We start from the raw sequence: 18,681 nt of genomic DNA, 5'->3' as shown, positions 1-18,681 counted from the left end.
GCTGGTGCTTCGGCAGCTATCTCTGGTGCTGCCTCTGCTACTGGCTCCTCAGCTGGAATCTCCACTGGTGCTTCCACTACCGCTTCTGCTGGCGCCTCCGCTGCCATTGCTGCCATCATTGCATCCATATCAGATGGAATCTCCTCTGCAGGAGCTTGTTCCTCTGCTGCCTGCGCTGCTATCGCAGCCATATTCACATCAACCTCTTCTGCTGTCTCAGCTGCAGCCATTGCTGCAATCATTGCATCAGGATCAATTGCAGCTTCCGCTGGTGCTTCTTCTGCTGGTGCTTCTGGTGCAGCTTCCGCAGTCTCAACAGCTCCATTTTCCATTGCAGCCATAGCAGCCGCAAGAGCATCTGCCTCAGCAGTCTCTGCTGGACTTGGCTCCTCTGCAATTACTGGCTCTTCTACAGGAGCCTCTGTAGCTGGTATTTCTGCTGAAATTTCTGCAGCTGGTGTCTCTACTGGAGCATCTGCAGGCGCAGCTTCTACAGCCGCCTCAGCAGCAGCTTCCGCAGCCGCTTCTGCAGCAACAAGCTCATCCAAATTTGGAATATCAGGTATAGGCTCTGCTGGCTCTACTACCTTTTTAGGCCTGCCACGTTTTGGCTTAGGCTTCTCCTCAGCTGCTGGTGCCTCTGGCTGTGCAGCTGCTTCTTCGGTTTTCATTGCCGCCAAAAGATCATCAACATTAGCTGTTGATAAGTCCTGTCCATTAAGCAAATCCTGAGTGCTCATGCCTTCCATGCAGTATCTCCTTTCGAGAAAAAATATAGTAAAAATCAAAAACTTATATCATCGTAAAATGGCGCAAAACTGCTACATATTATCGCAATTCCGCAAATATATTATCGTATATTTTAATTGCATTTTACAGTAAATTTTCTATAAACTTTATGCCCTGAAAATTCATAATTTCCTAAGTTTTTCCACATTTTTATCTTCTCAAAAATCACTTTTCATTCGTACAGATAAACTTAATCAAATCATGCAATCTTATCTGCAAATCTTGTTTCAACACATCGGTTCCGATATTTTTGTTCTCCAAAATTACAGAAAAATAGCCATTTTTTAAAATTTTACCGTAATGGTTTCCTGAGTTTTCCAGATTATACTTGGTATATGAGCAAATCATATATGGTATTTTGTAAATCTATATGAATATCTATTCTGTCGTAAATTCCTGCATGTTATCTTGTTGAATATTACAGAAAAAATCGACTTTTTCGCTATTTTACCGTAATTTGTCCAGGAAACTATTTTTCTCATATAACAGCGTCCCCACAACCACCAATTTCTCAGTAAATTTGCGGATAGAGTTCTTGATTCAGCTCTCCTTATCCGCAAATCTCCTCTCCCCCACCAGTTCCCCAATAATCTTGCGGATAGAGTTCTTGATTCAGCTCTCCTTATCCGCAAATCTCCTCTCCCCCACCAGTTCCCCAATAATCTTGCGGATAGAGTTCTTGATTCAACCTCCCTTATCCGCAAATTCTACTCCACCCACCAGTTCCCCAATAATCTTGCGGATAGAGTTCTTGATTCAACCTACCTTATCCGCAAATCTCCTCTCCCAACCAGTTCCCCAATAATCTTGCGGATAGAGTTCTTGATTCAACCTCCCTTATCCGCAAATTTCAGCTCCTCTTAGCCACTGCAAAAAGGGACCAGTTCCTTTCGGAACTGGTCCCTTCACACATCAAACTCTATTATGCTTCCTCAATCTCAAAGCTATAATCCGCAAAATCAGCCTTAAGCACAGCCTTGTGTCCTTCGTTCTCCCATGTGAACTTCATGACAGTGCCATTGCACTCCACATCAAGCTTAGCGTCAAATCCAAAGGCTGGACATGTGTTTCTAAACTTAAGAAGTTCAAGCTGCTTCTTAACTACATCCTTTGAAAGAGCATCCTTAATCTGATCAAGGCTAAGATTTGTTCTGTTGATCTCCTTGTGGCCGCCAGCGCCTGCTCTCTTAACAGCCTCGTGGTCATTCTTACCAGCAAAAAGATCAAGATACCATACCTGTGGCTTACCAGGCATGAACATCTGAATTGCTCTAGCAAAGAGCATCTTCTTGTCGTCATCGCCCAAAGCACTGTAGTATGTGGCATTAACCTGATAGTACATATTCTTGGCACCGTGAAGATCCTTAACATATCCACCTCTGCCAACAATTGTATCGATCATCTTCTGGATATCCTCCTCAGGAAGGATTCCCTTAAGATCAAGAAGAGGAATACCATCATGACATCCAAGCATGTTAACCACGCGGATCTTCTTCTCCTGAATCTCGTCGGCCCACTTCTTAAGAAGATCGCCGTTCTTACTCTCGATAGCATAAATGAGAAGTCCTGGAAGGAAGAAGTCATAAGTCATATATCCCTTACCAGCAACAACCTCATAGGTTTTCTCTGAATAGCTTGCATGAATCTCAGGTAAAAGAGCTACTCCGAACTCGTCAGCAAGCTTCTTAACCTTCTCAAGTACATCCCAGGTATCTGGCTCGTTTAAGAAGTTCTTTTTACCAGGCTCCTTAGGAGCATAAGCAAAAGCATCAAGTCTTACAATCCTTGCGCCATAACCTGAAAGTGCCTTAAGTGTATTGCGATAATGCTCCCAAACAAGATCAGACTTGATATTAAGATCCATCTGACCAAGATAACGTCTTGTGGACTCAAGGTAATCAATTACCGCATCCTTGTATTTCTCATAGCCTGTAAAATCAATCTCTGCAGGCTTCTTTCCCTCATTAAGTGAATCGCAGACTCTCTTAGATAAACGCTCTGCTGCAAGATACTGGATATCAATCTTCTCCATAAGATCCTGAGCGTTAGGGCGCTTGTACTGTACCTCCTGATAGAAGGTATTCCAGTAAGGAACGTCCTTGCCATCAGGCATTCTAACCATAAGAATTGGAAGTCCTGGCTTTCTGAAGAACATATCCTTGATATATTCCTCTCTAGGCTGAATGTATCCCTCAGCTGTCATCTCTCCGCAGCCTTCCCAGAACTTATTCCAGTTGATGAAGAAATCAGCGTACTTGGACTTCTCACCGTTCTTAACAAGATCCTGGAACTGAGGAGAAAGAACTGATGCATGATTTAAGATGAAATCAAGCTTTAAGTTGATTCCAAGCTCATCAAGCTTCTTAAGGTCATCAGCGCTTGCCATTTCCTCGTTAATTCCGTAATCAATAACAGAGAAACCTCTGTCTAAATCTGTATTAAAGATACTTGGAAGGATGTAAAATGACTGGAATACATCCTCAAACTCCTTCTTGGAAAGAACTGAAACAATGTCAGAAAGAGTTCCACCCATGCTGTCTGGATACGCATTAAGCATTGGTCCATTATCCACAAATTTTTTACTCATAAATACTCCTTTTTCAAAACAACATCGTAGTCTCGATCACTCTTTTATAAAAATACTATCAGTCAGCCATAAGCTTCTGGAACTCTTCATAGCTGATGAGTTCACCACTCTTTGTGATGATGATCTTAGCCTTGTGAGCCTGATCAACAAGCTTACCCTGCTCAATTTCAAGAACCATCATAGTAAATGGGCTGTCAAGCTTACCATCTCTGTTTCTTGATCTTCTGTGTTCAAGTGTTTCCTGTGGAGTACTATTTAAAAGGATAGGAATATCAACCTGAGTCATATAGTCGCTGTTACCATGTGTCCACTCAACTATAAGGACCTGCTTGTCACTCATATCCACGTCGTCATACCAAAGAGAAGCTTCATCTCTTCCCATTCTCTTAAGCCAAAGCTTATCAGCTCCGTCCTTGAATGCCTTCATGATCTGATCAACTTCTTCGAAATCTGTTTCCTTTGGAGTACCAAGATAATTCTTAAGAGCTTCTCTACCTGCTTCAAGATAAGAATTGAACCATGTGTCAGTCTCTGCATGTGCCTTGTTAGCGTCATCTTCAGCCTGTTGCCACTGCTGAACCTTATCGAAATTTGCAGGTGTCATGACACCACTGTCAACCATTCCTCTAATGCCTGCTTCTCTAAATGTATGAAGCCTTTCAGCATCATTGTACATTGGAATTCTATGTGGATAATTATCACCAGACATTGTGTAGCTGCCTATTCCTGCCTTGTTGAGCAAATATGACAGACATGACGCAATTTCTGATTTACCTACTCCAGATCCGCCGCAAACAGCGATAACAGCTCTGTTGTAAGGATTACTATCCATTACATCCTTGAGTTGTTTAATAAGCTCAGGGAAAATTGTCTTTGCCTTAGATGTATGTCCTTCGCCAATTTCAATCTTGTCTCCAGGCATATCACCGTGTGGAATATCTGCTGGAATTTCTACTGACATGCATGTCTCAACAGCCTTATCAAGCTTTTCTGCGATTATCTTCTTGTCAAAAGAAACTTTCTTGTATTGATTATTCATAATTTCCTCTTTTCTCATCTTTCACAATCTGTTAACTGTTACTCGAAATGTTGCCCGACACAAATAATGGTTCGAGCCTTAAACCTTATTAAATTTTTTGCATCAAAAACCGGGTTCGCTAACTGAATATTTTAGTGATCCCGTACAATTTTTTGACAACTTATGTTCCGCCATGTTATTTTGTGAACAAGATACAATAACTTTTTTAACTTGTAAAGAGCCAACAAAAATATGATAACTATCAAAGAGATTGCAAAGCAACTAAATATGAGCACTACAACGGTTTCGAATGTTATTCACGGAAAAACCGGCGAAGTGTCAGATGAGACTAAAAAAATAGTTCAGGATTTTCTGGACAAGGTAGATTATGTGCCAAATATCAATGCACGAAATCTCGCACAAAACGAATCCAAAATCATTGGTCTTGCCCTTAAAGCCCGAGCTGATAAATATGAAAATCTCATCATGGATCCTTTCGTATCCGAGCTTATCGGTGGTGTAGAAGAGACAATAAGAAATGCCGGATATTTCATGATGCTATACATATCCAGTGATACAGTGGAGATTATGAGACACGTATCCACCTGGAACGTAGATGGTCTTATCCTTTTCGGTATGCTTAATGATGACGGAATCAGAGTCAGTGAAAAATACAAGAAGCCAATCGTATGCATAGATACCTACAGTATTGAAGGTCTTAAACACTTCACCAACGTGGGTCTTGATGATGAACAGGGAACCTACGACATGGTCAATTACCTGATATCCCAGGGCCACAGAAAGATCGCATTCCTGTCCGATAATACAAACGGTGTCGACTTTGCCAGGTTGAGCGGTTATAAAAAAGCTCTCTCCGATGCAGGAATCAAGTATTCAGAAGCTGATTTTCTTAAGATCAGGCCTCGCTCCGAGGATCTGGAGGACAGCTTAAATGAGATATGCAAAAGAGCTAAAGACTTCACAGCAATTATGTGTGTATCCGATCTTTACGCTGTTACTCTCATGGCAGCCCTTACAGACAGAGGCATTCGTGTTCCAGAGGATATATCTATTGCAGGCTTTGATGACAATATGCTGGGTCAGCTCCACAGACCAGCCCTTACAACAGTTCATCAGGATGTCAAAAAGAAAGGTATTCTTGCAGCCGATACCCTGCTAAAGCAGCTTCGCGGAGAAAAGACTCCTAACCAGCTTTTACTTCCAACAAGGCTGATTATTCGTGATTCTGTTGCAAAAGTTGACGGTTAAACCCATGCACCATTATTCAAGTTGTATACTTAAAACTTTTGCGCATAAGTTTGTGATTTTTAACGGAATTTCATAATTTTTATTGTTAGTTTTTTATAATTTTATAAAAAAATAAGATTGCCGAAAGCTCAGTTTCCATGTGGCTTTCGGCTCTTTTTATGCCTTGCGCGCGTGATTAATTCTAAGTTTAGGCTTGAATTTTAAGTATCTATGTGCTAATTTGATTATAGCGTACAACTTATGCGCAAAAGGAACCGCCAAAAAATAAATAAGTTATGGCAAATTGCACAAAAGGAGGGTTACAAAATGAAAAAGAAACTTTTGTCTGTACTTCTTGCAGGCGCAATGGTAGCATCTCTTGCTGCTTGTGGATCAACAGGTACTGACACAACAAACACATCTGACAACACAAACACAGAAGCTAAGGCAGATGACAAGACTGAGGAGAAGACAGATGCTACAACATCTGACGCAACAGGTTCTCTTGATTCTATCCGCCTTGTAAATGGTAAGCCTGAGATTGACGAACAGCTCAAGACTCTTGCTTCCAAGTACAACGAAGAGACTGGTAATGTTGTTGAGGTCGAGACAATCGGTGGAGATCAGAAGGCTTCTGATGCACTCAAGGCTTACTACCAGGCTGGCAACATGCCTGACATCTTCTTCGTAGAGAGCAACGACATTCCTGATTGGGAAGGCAAGCTCGTTGATCTTAAGGATGAGCAGTGGACAGAGGATACAGATTCTGAGCTCGTTGTTGACGGCGCTACAGTAGGTTTCCCTTACTCAGTTGAGGCTACAGCTCTTGGTTACAACAAGGATCTCCTTGACAAGGCTGGTATCGATCCTTCAACACTTACATCTCCTGCAGCTTGGACAGAGGCAGTTGAGAAGCTTGATTCAATGAAGGATGAGCTTGGTATCACAGCTGTATTCGGCTGGTGTGCAGAGCCTTCAAACCTTGGTTGGTCTTCAGGAACACACGTATTTGGTCAGTATCTTGATGCTGGTCTTGCATACGACGACAGAACATACATCGACCTCCTCAATGATGGTGGTAAGATCGATGAGAAAAGAATGAAAGATTTCGCTGACTTCATCGGCATGATGAACCAGTATTCAGATCCTGCACTTGTTATCGATGGTAACTATGATAGCCAGGTTGCTGGATTCGCAGAAGGCAAGTATGTATTCGTTACACAGGGTAACTGGATTGCACCTAACATCCTTTCAAACGAGAACTACTCAGGATTCGAGATGGGCTTTGCTCCATATGCATTCGAGGATGGTATCGACACTATCATCGGTGGCGTTCCTAACTTCTGGGCAGTATATGCAGAAGGTCATGTAGATGCAGCTAAGGCATTCCTTCAGTGGTGCTCTGAGGATTCTGCTCAGCAGATCCTTGTAGAACAGGCTGCACTTATCAGCCCTTACACAGATTGTAAGTACACAGCAGACGCTCCTTTCGCAGCAAGCATTGCTGAGTACATCGCAAATGGTAAGCTTTCTTACTGGCACACAATGGAGAAGAAGAGCGGTCTTGAGGACAAGACAAGCGTTATCTTCCAGCAGTATGCAAAGGGTGCGCTTGATGCAGATGGCTTCACATCAACAATCGCACAGGTTATCGCAAGCTACTACGCTAACTAATACATAATTTTTTAGAACTTAATCAGGCGGGGGCATAAAAATTTGTCCCCGCCTCTTTTTAAACAATAAGGAGATTCATTATGAAAGGAACTTCCAGAACCAAAAGAACTTCATCACTTATATGTCTGGTCTTAGGCATAATCATTACTATCGTGGCTATTACAGTTGATATTCTTGCAACAGTAGGTTTTATTAGTTCCGATCAGTGGTACCGGGGACCATTACTTATACTTGGAATTATCGGAATCGTGTTGGGGCTGTACTTCTATCCAACTATCAAACACCATAGAAACATTATTAACTTCCTTTTTCTGTTTCCATTGCTTTTTGCATTTTTCGTTACAGTAATACTACCTTTATTCTTAGGTCTCTTTTATTCATTTACTGATTGGGACGGTATTCAGTTTCACAATATCATTGGATTTGGCAATTACACAAGAATGTTCAAGGATCCACAGCTAGTATGGTCTATCCTCATAACATTTTTGTTTGTAGTATTTGATATGATTCTTGTTAACCTTGTAGCATTCCTCCTTGCTCTTCTTTGCACATCCAAGCTTCCAGGCATGGGATTCTTTAGAGCATCATTCTTCTTACCAAACCTTATTGGTGGAATCGTACTTGGTTACATTTGGCAGTTCATTTTTGCCAACGTAGTTACAATCATTACCACTAAGTATTTTGACAGAGCTTATTCTCTCCTGTCTGATACTAACACCGCTCTTGCGGCTATCGTAGTTGTTTATATCTGGCAATACGCAGGTTACATCATGCTCATCTATATCACTGGACTTAACACTATTCCAGGCGATGTACTTGAGGCTGCTGCTATTGACGGAGCAAGTCCATTACAGACTCTGTTCAATATCAAGATCCCTATGATCGCACCTACAATTACGATCTGTACATTCTTAACACTTACATCATCCTTCAAACAGTTTGATGTTAACTTAGCACTTACTAATGGTGCTGGATTCGTTTCGAACTTCATGGGCGAGATCCTTTCAGAAGGTACTCAGATGCTTGCCCTTAACATTTACGAGACAGCTATTAAGTCCAACGAATACGCCTTTGCTCAGGCTAAAGCGTTCCTGTTCTTTGTAATACTTGCTTGTGTATCAATCATTCAGGTTCGTATATCTAATAAGAAGGAGGTAGAACTATAATGCATAGAAAAGAAAACACATTAGTAGTTATCCTCAGATTTGTTATCGCGACAATTGTTGCAATATATGTACTATTTCCTTTTGCACTTGTTGTAATTAACTCATGTAAGAACAAAACTAATATCATTAACAATCCAATAAGCTTTGCTGGAGCTTCATTTAACAACTTACTTACTAATATGAAGAACGTTATCAACAACACCAGCTTTGTTTACTGGAGAAGCTTCTGGTATTCAGCACTTATTACAGTATTATCCCTTGTTCTCTTAGCTCTTTTCGGAGCTATGGCAGCTTGGGTAATCTGCAGAAATAAGACTAAGTGGTCAGCAGCAATCTATTTCACATTCATTGCTTCCATGATCATTCCTTTCCAGGTAGTTATGCTTCCTCTTATTTCTACATTTAATAAGGCTGGTCAGTTCATTGGTATCCCAATGCTCTTCTCAGTTCAGGGTATTGTATTTGCTTATCTTGGATTTGGTGGTGCCATGACAGTATTCATCTTAACAGGATTTATCAAGGGAATTCCTTATGATCTTGAAGAGGCTGCATCAATTGATGGATGTGCTCCAGAGCAGACCTTCTTCCGCATCATCTTCCCTTTGCTTACACCAGTTATCACCACAGTTACTATTCTTAATGGTATGTGGATCTGGAATGACTACCTTCTTCCAGCACTTATGCTTGGTAGATCAGGAGACATCAAGACTCTCCCAATCGCTGTACAGGCCTTTGTTGGATCTAAGGTAAAAGAGTGGGATTTGATCCTTACAGCAGCATTCCTTGCAATGATACCTATGATCATTCTTTTCCTCATTGCTCAGAAACAGATCATGGAAGGTATGATTGAAGGCGCCGTTAAGGGTTGATAATATTTATTATTAGCGTCCAATGTAAAAAAGCTTTCAGGTTAAATCCTGAAAGCTTTTTTAGTATATATAAATAAAAAATAGAAACACGAATTTAATCTACTGATCAAAGATCATCAAAGAGGAAACTTCTCTTTATCCTGAACTGTGATCTCTTCACCAAGCTGAACCTCGATAAGCTTAAGCTCTGTATCAGCAAATACAGTGTGCTTACATCCAGCCTTCATTGTAATTACATCACCTGGCTTTATCATCTGCTCTTTGCCGTCAACAACAGCCTTACCTGTTCCGGAAATAACTACCCAAACCTCATCTCTGTTGCGGTGGAGGTGATAGTTCATTGAATGGCCTGGGTTAAGTGTAACCTTGATAGTAACACTACTGTTCTCTACATCAATTACCTTGAAAAGTCCCCAGCTCTTTTCTGCGAACATGATCTGCTGCTCTATTCCATCAACAAAAGGCTTGATATATGAGCTCTGTTCCTTGTCAGAAACCAGGATTCCCTCTGGAGAAGCTGAAATAACTACATCTCTAAGTCCCATTGCAAGAACTGGAACATCCATCTCATTTACGATATGTACACCTTCGCACTTATCGTTGAGGATTCCCTTACCTACTACGCTCTCTTCCATGGCCTCAGTTAAGGTATTCCATGTTCCAAGGTCCTTCCACTGGCCCTTAAATCTCATAACCTGAATCTTGGATTCTTTCTCAACAACAGCATAGTCAAAAGAGATCTTGTTAAGAGTCTCATACTTATTGTAGAGATCCTTGTAATCTGTAAAATCAATAAGCTCGTGAGCCTTATCAAGAACGTACTTAAGCTTGTAAGCAAATACGCCGCCGTTCCAAAGAGCGCCCTGACTGATATAATCCTGAGCAACCTCTACTGAAGGCTTCTCCTTAAAGGTAGAAACCTCGCTTATATTATTAGAATCCTTAGGGATGATATAACCATATTTCTCAGATGGATATGTAGGCTCGATTCCCATAAGTGTAAGATTAGCCTCTCCCTTATCCGCCTGCTCTGATAAAGCCTTAAGGGCTTCAAAATAGTCATCTTCTACGTATGGATCTACAGGGCAAACTACTACAGATTCCTCTGGGTCAACCCCCTGTACATCTACAAGATATGCTGTTGCCAGCGCAATAGCAGGGAATGTATCTCTTCTGCATGGCTCAATTGAGATTCCTACATCTGTGCCAAGCTGATTGTGAATTGCAGAAACCTGAGTCTTACTGGTTGCGATTGTGACTGTAGCCTCGCTATCCACTTTCTTGATCTGACGATATACTCTCTGAACCATTGATTCATAATTGCCATCATCAGTCTTGAAGATCTTTATAAACTGTTTGGATCTGATGTCATTGGACAAAGGCCAAAGTCTCTTTCCAGAACCACCAGATAATAAAACTATATTCATTAATAGATTCCTTTCAAGCTTATATTCCTTATTGGAACTTCTATATTAATATCAATTATTCTTTTAGTCAAATTTCTATCAAAGAGCCTCAGGAATAATAAGATGTCTTGGAAGTCCGCCAGACATAATTGGCATAACTTCACCAAATATAAGAGGTCTTGCATACTTCACAAACTCTTCTGTAAGGTCTGTTCCATCTTCACTTATCCAGTCTACTGGAACAGTCTTTTCAAGATTGGCAATTGAATGAATATCATAGGTCTCAAAGCCGCACAGATATGAGCCTCTCTGTCTCTTCATTATTACCATCTTGCCACTTTCACCCTTTTCAGCGGCATTAACTGCTTCTACTCCGCACTGATAAGCTTCTCTTACATCCACCAGAGATGACATGTGGGAAGCAGCTCTTTGAAGAGTACTAAGCTCAACTGTTCTTGTTCTTAAGCCCAGCTCATGGGACAGCTTATCTGCAAGGACTTTGCAGGCAGCACTCATCTGCTTATGTCCAAAGGTATCTGTTGTTACATGGCCATTGAGCTCGCAGACATAGGTTCCATCCTTAAGCTTAATTCCCTCTGATATTACTATTAATATTGGTTTATTCTTGGAAGATAGTTCTTTTACGTGATCCATAAATCTGTCCATATCAAATGGAAGCTCTGGAAGATAGATGGCATCTGGGCCTGAGCAGTCATCGGCCCTTGATAAAACAGAGGCTGCTGCAAGCCAGCCCGCATTTCGTCCCATGATCTCTACAATGACTGTAGCTGGGTTCCTGGGGTCAGAAGCCTGGTTGTCTCTAATTAGCTCTTTTACGCTGGTGGCAATGTACTTGGCAGCGGAACCAAATCCAGGGCAGTGATCTGTTATTGGAAGATCGTTATCTATTGTCTTAGGGATACCGATAAAACGCTGACTATATCCCATTTTGGTGCCGTAATCAGACAGCTTCATAATAGTATCCATTGAGTCGTTTCCTCCTATATAAAAGAAGAACTCAATGTCATTCTTATTAAGGATCTCAAAGATCTTTTTGTAATCTGAATCGTCCACAGAAGCGTTTGAAAGCTTATATCTGCAGGTTCCAAGGACTGATGCTGGTGTTCTCTTAAGTAGCTCAACATTGGTTGGATCAGACAGGTACTTGTCCAAATCAATGATATTCTCCATAAGAAGGCCTTCAATTCCGTGAAGCATTCCAAATATCGTTCCTGCTCCAAGGGCCTTGGCTTCCTCGTAGATACCTGCTACTGATGCGTTGATTGCGGCTGTAGGTCCTCCAGACTGACCTATGATCACATTTTTCATAATATCCTCCAAAATTGCATAAATTAACCCTTGAACAGTTGCCTGTCCAAGGGTTTAATATCAAACTTGATTATTCTCTTCGTTAAACACAGCCATATAATAAGAATACAAATTCCTATAGGTAGCACTATTGTAATGAAGTCCATCAGCAGTGCTAAAGCCTGTCTGTGAAAGATATGTATAACTATCAATCCAGATTACTCTGGGATCAAGTCCTTCCTTAAGCTGAGCGTTAAAGCTCTCGATCTGGGCATTGGATACAGTTGTGCCCTCTCCCACGGGAGTTACCGCGGAATAATATACAGTAATACCAGCTTCTGTCCAGGCATCAATGTTGCTGTTCACAAGCTGAATGTACTTCTTAACGTTGCCAAGGTCATTAACACCAAAGTTGATTACAAGCTTGGTGCCATTGCCAGCGTACTGAGGAATCTCAGGGATAACTGTGTTCTTAAAAAAGCTATATCCCTCACCGATCTTAGCGATATAAGCCTTGTCGTTGCATCCAACAGCACTCTGCATCTGAACTGTTCTGGAATCGCCTACGAAAAGGTATGGAATACTTGGAAGCTCACTAGTCATGTACTCTCCCATAATATACGCTGTACTATCGTTGTATGAAACCTCATACCAACCGTTGTCTGTCTCTCCAGTAACTGAAACGGTATTACCCCAATGGAGCTTACCCACCTTATCATAATCAGTTCCAGCACCTGCTCTTACATTAACAGTCTCCTTAGCATACATAGTCACATCAGTCTCATACTCTGTAACTGTGTAGCCCTCTGTAGAAACATCTGCACCTTCCTCGTAAGCTTCATCAGCTGCAAGTTCCTGTGAATCGTTCACATCATTAGGCGCGGCCTCTGCGTTCTGGGAAACATTAACGATAACTGACTCTGTAGATAATTCTACTGCAGCGCTTTCCTCTCCTCTATCGGCTAACCAAAGGCTTCCTCCAGACAAGGTTGAAAAAATTACTGCAAAGATCACTAGAAAGATTAAGTTTTTCTTTTTCTCTTTATACATGCTCATAAAACACTCACCTATAAATACCAAAAAAATAGCTCAACCCAATAGATTTTACATTAATCTTAACAATGTGTCAAATCGCCATCGTTACCGCATCCTTGCTGGGATTAGATAATCCTGCCTTTATGTATGATCTTTTTTATCTGGAGATTGTCATCTACCAAAAGTATATTCGCAAATCGGTCTTTAGCTATGAGACCGTAAGAGTCTGTAACTCCAATGGAGGCTGCTGGATTGTAGGTGGCTGCGCGGATTGCTTCTTCAATAGGAACTCCCATCTCCACAGCTTCCTTCATGCAGTCAAACTGGTTGGATACTGAGCCTGCAAGGCTACTTGGATCATCGGTTAAGGTGGCGTGTTTGCCGCGCTTTGTAACCTTCTGACCGCCCAGCTCGTACTGGCCATCCTCCATTCCGGTGGCTTCCATGCTATCAGAAATAATAACTATTCGGTCTGGTCCAAACAGAGTAAATGCCATTCTCACAACTGCCGGATGAATGTGGACACCGTCAGTTATAAGCTCTGCATAGGCATCCTCATCCAATGCAGCCAGGATAGGACCTGGCATTCTGTGGTTAATACCATTCATGGCGTTAAAAAGATGTGTCACGTGATTAGCGCCATTTCCAAAAGCCTCCAAAGCTGTGTCATAATCACAGGCTGTATGGGCAATTGAGATATTAACTTTAGAGGAATAGTCCTTGATAGCCTCCATGTTTCCTTCAACTTCCGGAGCCAGATCAAGAAGCTTAATGAAATCAGCTCTTTTGTCTATAAGAGTATTAAGCGCTTCATCGCTGGCAGGTCTTATAAATTCGCCGTTCTGGGCACCCTTCTTGGATGGATTGATAAAGGGTCCCTCCAGGTTCATGCCGATGATATCAGCGCATCCATCCTTATTCTCTGTGGAGGCAGCGAACTTCTGTGTCACGTCGCAGATTTCATCGACTCTATCCACGGAAAGAGACATTGTAGTGGGACAAAGAGCCAGCACACCGCTTCTTGCTTCGTACTCAGTGATTGCTCTTAAGCTCTCTTCTTTTGCATCGCAGAAGTCATGGGCTACAGCGCCGTGTAGATGCACATCTACAAGACCTGGAATCGCATAAAGACCTGAAGCATCTATTATCTCGCCGTCCTGGTTTTCAGAATCTGTGCCAGCTCCATTTCTTCCGGATATACCTGATATCTTTTCACCGGTGATGTCTACATCCACGTCTTCGAATCTGAAACAGTCAGTATATACCTTTGCACCCTTAATTCTCATACCTGCCCTCAAATAATACTATTTCAAACGCTAGTTACCATATACAAATCAGACACCAGGGTATCTATCAATCTCACATATCAGCCCGCCTCAAGGCCCTCAATCTGGGCTGTATACAGGTGATAGTAATCACCCTTCTTAGCCATAAGTTCCTGATGAGTTCCGCACTCAGTGATACCACCATTGTCTATATACATAATTTTATCACACTTGGTGATGGTGGATAATCTGTGGGCGATGATAAAACTTGTACGTCCTTTAAGCATAGCATCAAGGCCCTTCTGAAGATCTTTTTCCGTCTGAACATCGATACTTGATGTGGCTTCGTCCAGCACCAGGATTGCAGGATCTGATAAAAGAGTTCTCGCAAATGAGATAAGCTGCTTCTGTCCCTGGGATAAAAGAGCTCCCCTTTCCTTAACCTCAGTATCATAGCCCTTGCTCATGGTGTTAATAAAGTTATCTGCGCAGACAGTCTTGCTGGCAGCGATGATTTCTTTAGTTGTGGCATTCAGCTTGCCGTAGCGGATGTTATCCTCGATGGTGCCGGAGAAAATAAAGCTGTCCTGAAGCATGATGCCCATCTGGGATCTAAGGGAATTCAGGGTTACTTTAGAAATGTCCTGTCCATCGATAAGGATCCTTCCAGAGTTCACGTTATAGAACCTGGAAATAAGGCTTACGATGGTACTCTTACCAGCTCCTGTAGGGCCTACAAGGGCAACGCTCTCACCGGGTTTAACAGTAAAGGAAACATCGTGAAGTACCTCTTTTCCCTTCTCGTATGAGAAGGATACGTTATCAAAGGTAACCTCACCCTTAATCTCAGGCATCTTGGTGGCTCCCTCCGCATCATCCACGGTAACAGGCTCGTCCATGGCCTCAAAGATTCTCTCAAGGTAAGCCATGTTGTTGATAAAGCCGTTGAAGATATTTCCAAGGTTCATGATAGGCTGCCAAAATCTTGATGCGTAGCTGGAAATAGCCACAATAGTACCAAGGGTCTGGTGTCCATTTGAAAAGATAAGAAGGCCAAACAGGAAGATTGCTGCTCTTACCAGTACAGAGATCGTGTCGATTCCAGGCCATACAAGGTTTGAATAGCTAACGGCCTTCATCCAGGTCTTTCTGCAGTTATTTGAAAGAGTCTTAAAGATGTCAGCGTTCTCATCTTCTCTAGCAAAGATCTGAGTGATTCTGGCACCAACAATATTCTCCTGAAGATATGCATTAAGGTTGGAGTTCTTGTTGGATACAGCCTGCCAAGCCACTCTCTGCTTATTCTTGATCCAGAACATGAATACCATGAGAACTGGAACACCAGCCAGAACCACAAGGCTTAACTGTACATCAACAGCAAACATGAACGCTACAATGAATATCAGGTTGATAATCTCAAGAACCACGTTGATAAGTCCATTACTGAGCATATCTGAAACTGAGTTTACGTAGTTGACCACTCGAACCAGGATCTTACCATGTGGTCTGTCATCGTAGTACTGGAAAGGCAGCTTTTGCAGATGTGCAAAAAGATCTGACCTTATCTGGTAGATGATATCCTGGCTGACGTTGATCATAATATGTGATCTGATGGTGGTAAATAACACGCTCAAAAGGTAGAATCCGCAGGCAATAAGCACCAGTCTAAACAGCATCTGCTTATCTGCCTGTGGAACCGCAACGTCCAGGGCCCTTCTTACAATCATAGGGCTCACCAGAGCTGCAGCGCCGCCCATGGCTGAAACCACCAGGGCAATGATCATTTTAATACCGTGCTTTTTAATATATTCCGAGGCTCTAAGAAGGTGTTTTATGTCAAAGGGCTCTTCTAAGATCTCGTCTTCTTTGTAAGTATTTCGTCTAGACATAGTAAATCCTCTTTCATTTGGAAGTTCTGCTCTCGCTTTGCTCGCCAGAACACGTTCACACTAAATTTAACTGCGTTTCATTAAGTGTTCACAGCTCTCAGCCTACCTGTAATTTAACCAGTTCTGCGTAGTAGCCACCCTTCTCGATAAGCTCCTGGTGTGTTCCACGCTCTGTTATCTCGCCGTGCTGCATGATCAGGATCTGATCTGCATCCTTGGTTGTGGAGATACGCTGGGCAATAATGATCTTAGTGCAGTTGAAATCCAGATTGCGAAGGCTCTCCTGGATCTCTTTTTCCGTCTCAAGGTCAACGGCGGAGGTTGTATCGTCAAGGATAAGGATTGATGGTCTTACAGCCAGAGCTCTTGCAAGGGAAATTCTCTGCTTCTGACCGCCGGATAAGCCTACTCCTCTTTCTCCAACGATTGTCTCGTATCCTTCTGGCATCTTGGCAATGAACTCAGATGCTGCAGAATACTTGGCAAATCTAACAACCTCTTCTCTTGAAATCTCGCTGTCGCCATAGGCAATGTTACCGTCGATGGTATCTGAATACAGGAGCACGTCCTGAGTTGCCAGGCCGATGTTACCACGTAGCTGGGACAGCTTTAGCTCTTTTACGTTGACACCGTCCACAAGGACCTCGCCGCCTGTAGGCTCATAGAAACGAGGAATCAGGTGGATAAGGGAAGTCTTGCCGCAGCCGGTCTCTCCCATGATAGCCACTGTCTCTCCTGGTTTGGCGGTAAAAGAAATATGTTTAAGAACAGGGAGCTTGCCATCTGAGTACTGGAAAGAAACGTCCTTAAACTCGATGGAGCCCTCAAATCTTTCTGGCTTATCTATAGCGTTCTCTGAGTCTTTGATCTCAGGCTCTGAGTAGTAGATCTCCATAACCTTGGCAGAAGCAGCAGAGAATCTCTGGAACTCGTTCATAACGTTTCCAAGCTGTCTCATAGGGTTGGCAATTGCCCAGATAAGGCCTGAGAATGCCACGTACTGACCCATGGTCATCTGACCATTTATAAGGAAAAGACCTCCACAAAGAATCAGCAGCACTGAAAGGAGGTTGGCCAGAGTCTCCACGTAAGGGTAGAACTTAAGCCATACTCTTGCTGTCTTCTTGTTGGTATCTCTATAGTCTGTATTGCACTTATCAAACTGCTCTATCTCGTAGTCTTCTCTTGCAAAGGCCTTAACCACGCGGTTACCGGAGATATTCTCCTGGGCGATGGTGTTCATGTTGGCAAGCTTCTCACGAAGAAGAGCGTGCATAGGAGCAACCATCCTCTTGAATATATAAATGATGATAAAAATAAGTGGAGCCACTGACAAAAGAATTAGTGCCAGCTTCCAGTCCATGATAAGGAAATAGATTGCTGTGGCAGAAACCAGGGAAATGGCCTCCACAAGCATTCTTATAACCCATGCCACCATGTGCCTTACAGCGTCAAGGTCACCGGTAACTCTGGTCATAAGATCTCCTGTACGGTAGGTACTGTAGAACTTCATATCCTGTCTCTGGATCTTGTCATAGAGGAAGTTCCTTACTTTGAAAAGAACTGCCTGAGAAACCTTCTCATAGGTCATACAATCCCAGTAAACAAGTGCACAGCGAAGGATTGTAAATCCAACCATAGCACACAAAAGCCTGATGAACTCATCGGGCATGTTAGCCAGATTCTCACTGGCATGGTCCCCGGTAAGAAACTTATCTACGATCTGCGCAGAAAAAAAAGGCACAGTCAGCTGTAACATGTTATATACAACTGTGCCAATCATGCATAAAACGTAGAGTGCCCGGTAACCTTCCATGTTGTCCCAAAGCCACTGAATCCTGGTCCTTGGAAACTTCCACTCACTACTTTGCTTTTTCATAATCCTCATACCTCATGCAAATTGCATTAATATTTTGACAACCACAAGACGCCGTTGTCCGCTGGTTGTCCATGGTATTTTTTATACTCTACTAAAATAGTTTATGCTTGTATAAAATACTAAACAAGTAGTTTTGTGCTTTTTTTTGCCCATTTTTTGTCATTTCTCATGGATTCTCATATATTCAATATCAAATGGGCCATTCTTTCTATGTAAACGCTATTATAAAAGTTGACCAGTTTCATCCATTTCGCTAGCGAAAAAGTTTACCACCTTGTGTTAAGTCCTTTATGATTTTTTGTGTATGAAAAATCATGAAGGGAGAAAGGTGATGATAGTCGAAATGGATCTCTACTACCAAATCCGTAGCCGTTATAATGACGGCGAATCCATACGGTCCATCGCCAGAACACTGGGGATATCCCGGCAGACCGTTAAAAAGTATTGCAGAGGCGATACGCATCCTGATGAACGGAAGCCTTATCATCGGGACTCTGAGGTGGTTACTCAGGAAGTTGTTGATTTTGCTCGTGCCTGTCTTGAAGAGG

At 42.3% G+C, this 18,681-nt stretch carries 13 protein-coding genes and 1 pseudogene; 5 read left to right on the top strand and 9 right to left on the bottom strand.

Features of this window, described 5'->3' with window-relative positions; all coding sequences use genetic code 11:
• From T541_RS21725 to T541_RS0117400, 3 genes and pseudogenes are all read right to left on the bottom strand, one after another.
• Nucleotides 1–749: pseudogene (locus tag T541_RS21725) on the bottom strand (hypothetical protein); the annotation flags it as partial.
• A gap of 962 nt (nt 750–1,711) precedes the next feature.
• Complete coding sequence (locus T541_RS0117405) at nt 1,712–3,376, bottom strand: glycosidase (protein ID WP_026653848.1); 1,665 nt, start codon at nt 3,374–3,376, stop codon at nt 1,712–1,714.
• A 58-nt stretch (nt 3,377–3,434) separates the two neighbouring features.
• Nucleotides 3,435–4,415 (bottom strand): hypothetical protein, encoded by a 981-nt coding sequence (locus tag T541_RS0117400; protein ID WP_330375740.1) that lies wholly within the window; start codon nt 4,413–4,415, stop codon nt 3,435–3,437.
• Nucleotides 4,416–4,646: 231 nt separating this feature from the next.
• On the opposite strand from T541_RS0117400, the gene T541_RS0117395 reads away from it, so the two are divergent.
• From T541_RS0117395 to T541_RS0117380, 4 genes are all read left to right on the top strand, one after another.
• Nucleotides 4,647–5,663 (top strand): LacI family DNA-binding transcriptional regulator, encoded by a 1,017-nt coding sequence (locus T541_RS0117395; protein WP_026653845.1) that lies wholly within the window; start codon nt 4,647–4,649, stop codon nt 5,661–5,663.
• A gap of 306 nt (nt 5,664–5,969) precedes the next feature.
• The gene (locus T541_RS0117390) at nt 5,970–7,316 is read left to right on the top strand and encodes an ABC transporter substrate-binding protein (RefSeq protein WP_026653844.1); all 1,347 of its coding nucleotides are present in this window, start codon (nt 5,970–5,972) and stop codon (nt 7,314–7,316) included.
• 80 nt (nt 7,317–7,396) lie between these two features.
• The gene (locus tag T541_RS0117385; RefSeq protein WP_026653843.1) at nt 7,397–8,482 is read left to right on the top strand and encodes a carbohydrate ABC transporter permease; all 1,086 of its coding nucleotides are present in this window, start codon (nt 7,397–7,399) and stop codon (nt 8,480–8,482) included.
• Nucleotides 8,482–9,351 carry a carbohydrate ABC transporter permease gene (locus tag T541_RS0117380; protein WP_026653842.1) on the top strand — a complete coding sequence of 290 codons (870 nt, stop codon included), beginning with the start codon at nt 8,482–8,484 and terminating at the stop codon, nt 9,349–9,351. The genes T541_RS0117385 and T541_RS0117380 overlap by 1 nt, the downstream gene beginning before the upstream one ends.
• 116 nt (nt 9,352–9,467) lie before the next feature.
• Here T541_RS0117380 and T541_RS0117375 read toward each other — a convergent pair whose 3' ends face one another.
• The 6 genes from T541_RS0117375 to T541_RS0117350 form a co-directional block, all read right to left on the bottom strand.
• Nucleotides 9,468–10,778, bottom strand: coding sequence for a sugar phosphate nucleotidyltransferase (locus T541_RS0117375; protein WP_026653841.1), 1,311 nt, complete (start codon nt 10,776–10,778; stop codon nt 9,468–9,470).
• A 78-nt stretch (nt 10,779–10,856) separates the two neighbouring features.
• The gene (locus tag T541_RS0117370; RefSeq protein ID WP_026653840.1) at nt 10,857–12,086 is read right to left on the bottom strand and encodes a 6-phosphofructokinase; all 1,230 of its coding nucleotides are present in this window, start codon (nt 12,084–12,086) and stop codon (nt 10,857–10,859) included.
• Between the two features lie 60 nt (nt 12,087–12,146).
• Nucleotides 12,147–13,121 (bottom strand): SH3 domain-containing protein, encoded by a 975-nt coding sequence (locus T541_RS0117365; RefSeq protein WP_026653839.1) that lies wholly within the window; start codon nt 13,119–13,121, stop codon nt 12,147–12,149.
• Nucleotides 13,122–13,225: 104 nt separating this feature from the next.
• On the bottom strand, nt 13,226–14,386 hold the full coding sequence (gene nagA, locus T541_RS0117360) for an N-acetylglucosamine-6-phosphate deacetylase (RefSeq protein ID WP_026653837.1): 1,161 nt from the start codon (nt 14,384–14,386) through the stop codon (nt 13,226–13,228).
• Nucleotides 14,387–14,466: 80 nt separating this feature from the next.
• Nucleotides 14,467–16,254 (bottom strand): ABC transporter ATP-binding protein, encoded by a 1,788-nt coding sequence (locus T541_RS0117355; protein ID WP_026653836.1) that lies wholly within the window; start codon nt 16,252–16,254, stop codon nt 14,467–14,469.
• Nucleotides 16,255–16,351: 97 nt separating this feature from the next.
• Complete coding sequence (locus T541_RS0117350) at nt 16,352–18,133, bottom strand: ABC transporter ATP-binding protein (RefSeq protein ID WP_051538339.1); 1,782 nt, start codon at nt 18,131–18,133, stop codon at nt 16,352–16,354.
• 331 nt (nt 18,134–18,464) lie between these two features.
• Here T541_RS0117350 and T541_RS21250 point away from each other — a divergent pair.
• Nucleotides 18,465–18,681, top strand: a 217-nt coding sequence (locus T541_RS21250) for a helix-turn-helix domain-containing protein (protein WP_197025158.1), incomplete at its 3' end; no start/stop codon positions are given.

The sequence above is a fragment of the Butyrivibrio proteoclasticus P6B7 genome (assembly GCF_000622085.1).
GTDB classification, from domain to species: Bacteria; Bacillota; Clostridia; order Lachnospirales; family Lachnospiraceae; genus Butyrivibrio; species Butyrivibrio proteoclasticus_A.
This window is presented reverse-complemented; position numbering and strand designations above follow the sequence as displayed.

Bases quoted from the DNA above. Each gene is read 5' to 3' on its own strand.
- T541_RS0117405 (WP_026653848.1), bottom strand. From the start codon at position 3,376: ATGAGTAAAAAATTTGTGGATAATGGACCAATGCTTAATGCGTATCCA.
- T541_RS0117400 (WP_330375740.1), bottom strand. From the start codon at position 4,415: ATGAATAATCAATACAAGAAAGTTTCTTTTGACAAGAAGATAATCGCA.
- T541_RS0117395 (WP_026653845.1), top strand. From the start codon at position 4,647: ATGATAACTATCAAAGAGATTGCAAAGCAACTAAATATGAGCACTACA.
- T541_RS0117390 (WP_026653844.1), top strand. From the start codon at position 5,970: ATGAAAAAGAAACTTTTGTCTGTACTTCTTGCAGGCGCAATGGTAGCA.
- T541_RS0117385 (WP_026653843.1), top strand. From the start codon at position 7,397: ATGAAAGGAACTTCCAGAACCAAAAGAACTTCATCACTTATATGTCTG.
- T541_RS0117380 (WP_026653842.1), top strand. From the start codon at position 8,482: ATGCATAGAAAAGAAAACACATTAGTAGTTATCCTCAGATTTGTTATC.
- T541_RS0117375 (WP_026653841.1), bottom strand. From the start codon at position 10,778: ATGAATATAGTTTTATTATCTGGTGGTTCTGGAAAGAGACTTTGGCCT.
- T541_RS0117370 (WP_026653840.1), bottom strand. From the start codon at position 12,086: ATGAAAAATGTGATCATAGGTCAGTCTGGAGGACCTACAGCCGCAATC.
- T541_RS0117365 (WP_026653839.1), bottom strand. From the start codon at position 13,121: ATGAGCATGTATAAAGAGAAAAAGAAAAACTTAATCTTTCTAGTGATC.
- nagA (WP_026653837.1), bottom strand. From the start codon at position 14,386: ATGAGAATTAAGGGTGCAAAGGTATATACTGACTGTTTCAGATTCGAA.
- T541_RS0117355 (WP_026653836.1), bottom strand. From the start codon at position 16,254: ATGTCTAGACGAAATACTTACAAAGAAGACGAGATCTTAGAAGAGCCC.
- T541_RS0117350 (WP_051538339.1), bottom strand. From the start codon at position 18,133: ATGAAAAAGCAAAGTAGTGAGTGGAAGTTTCCAAGGACCAGGATTCAG.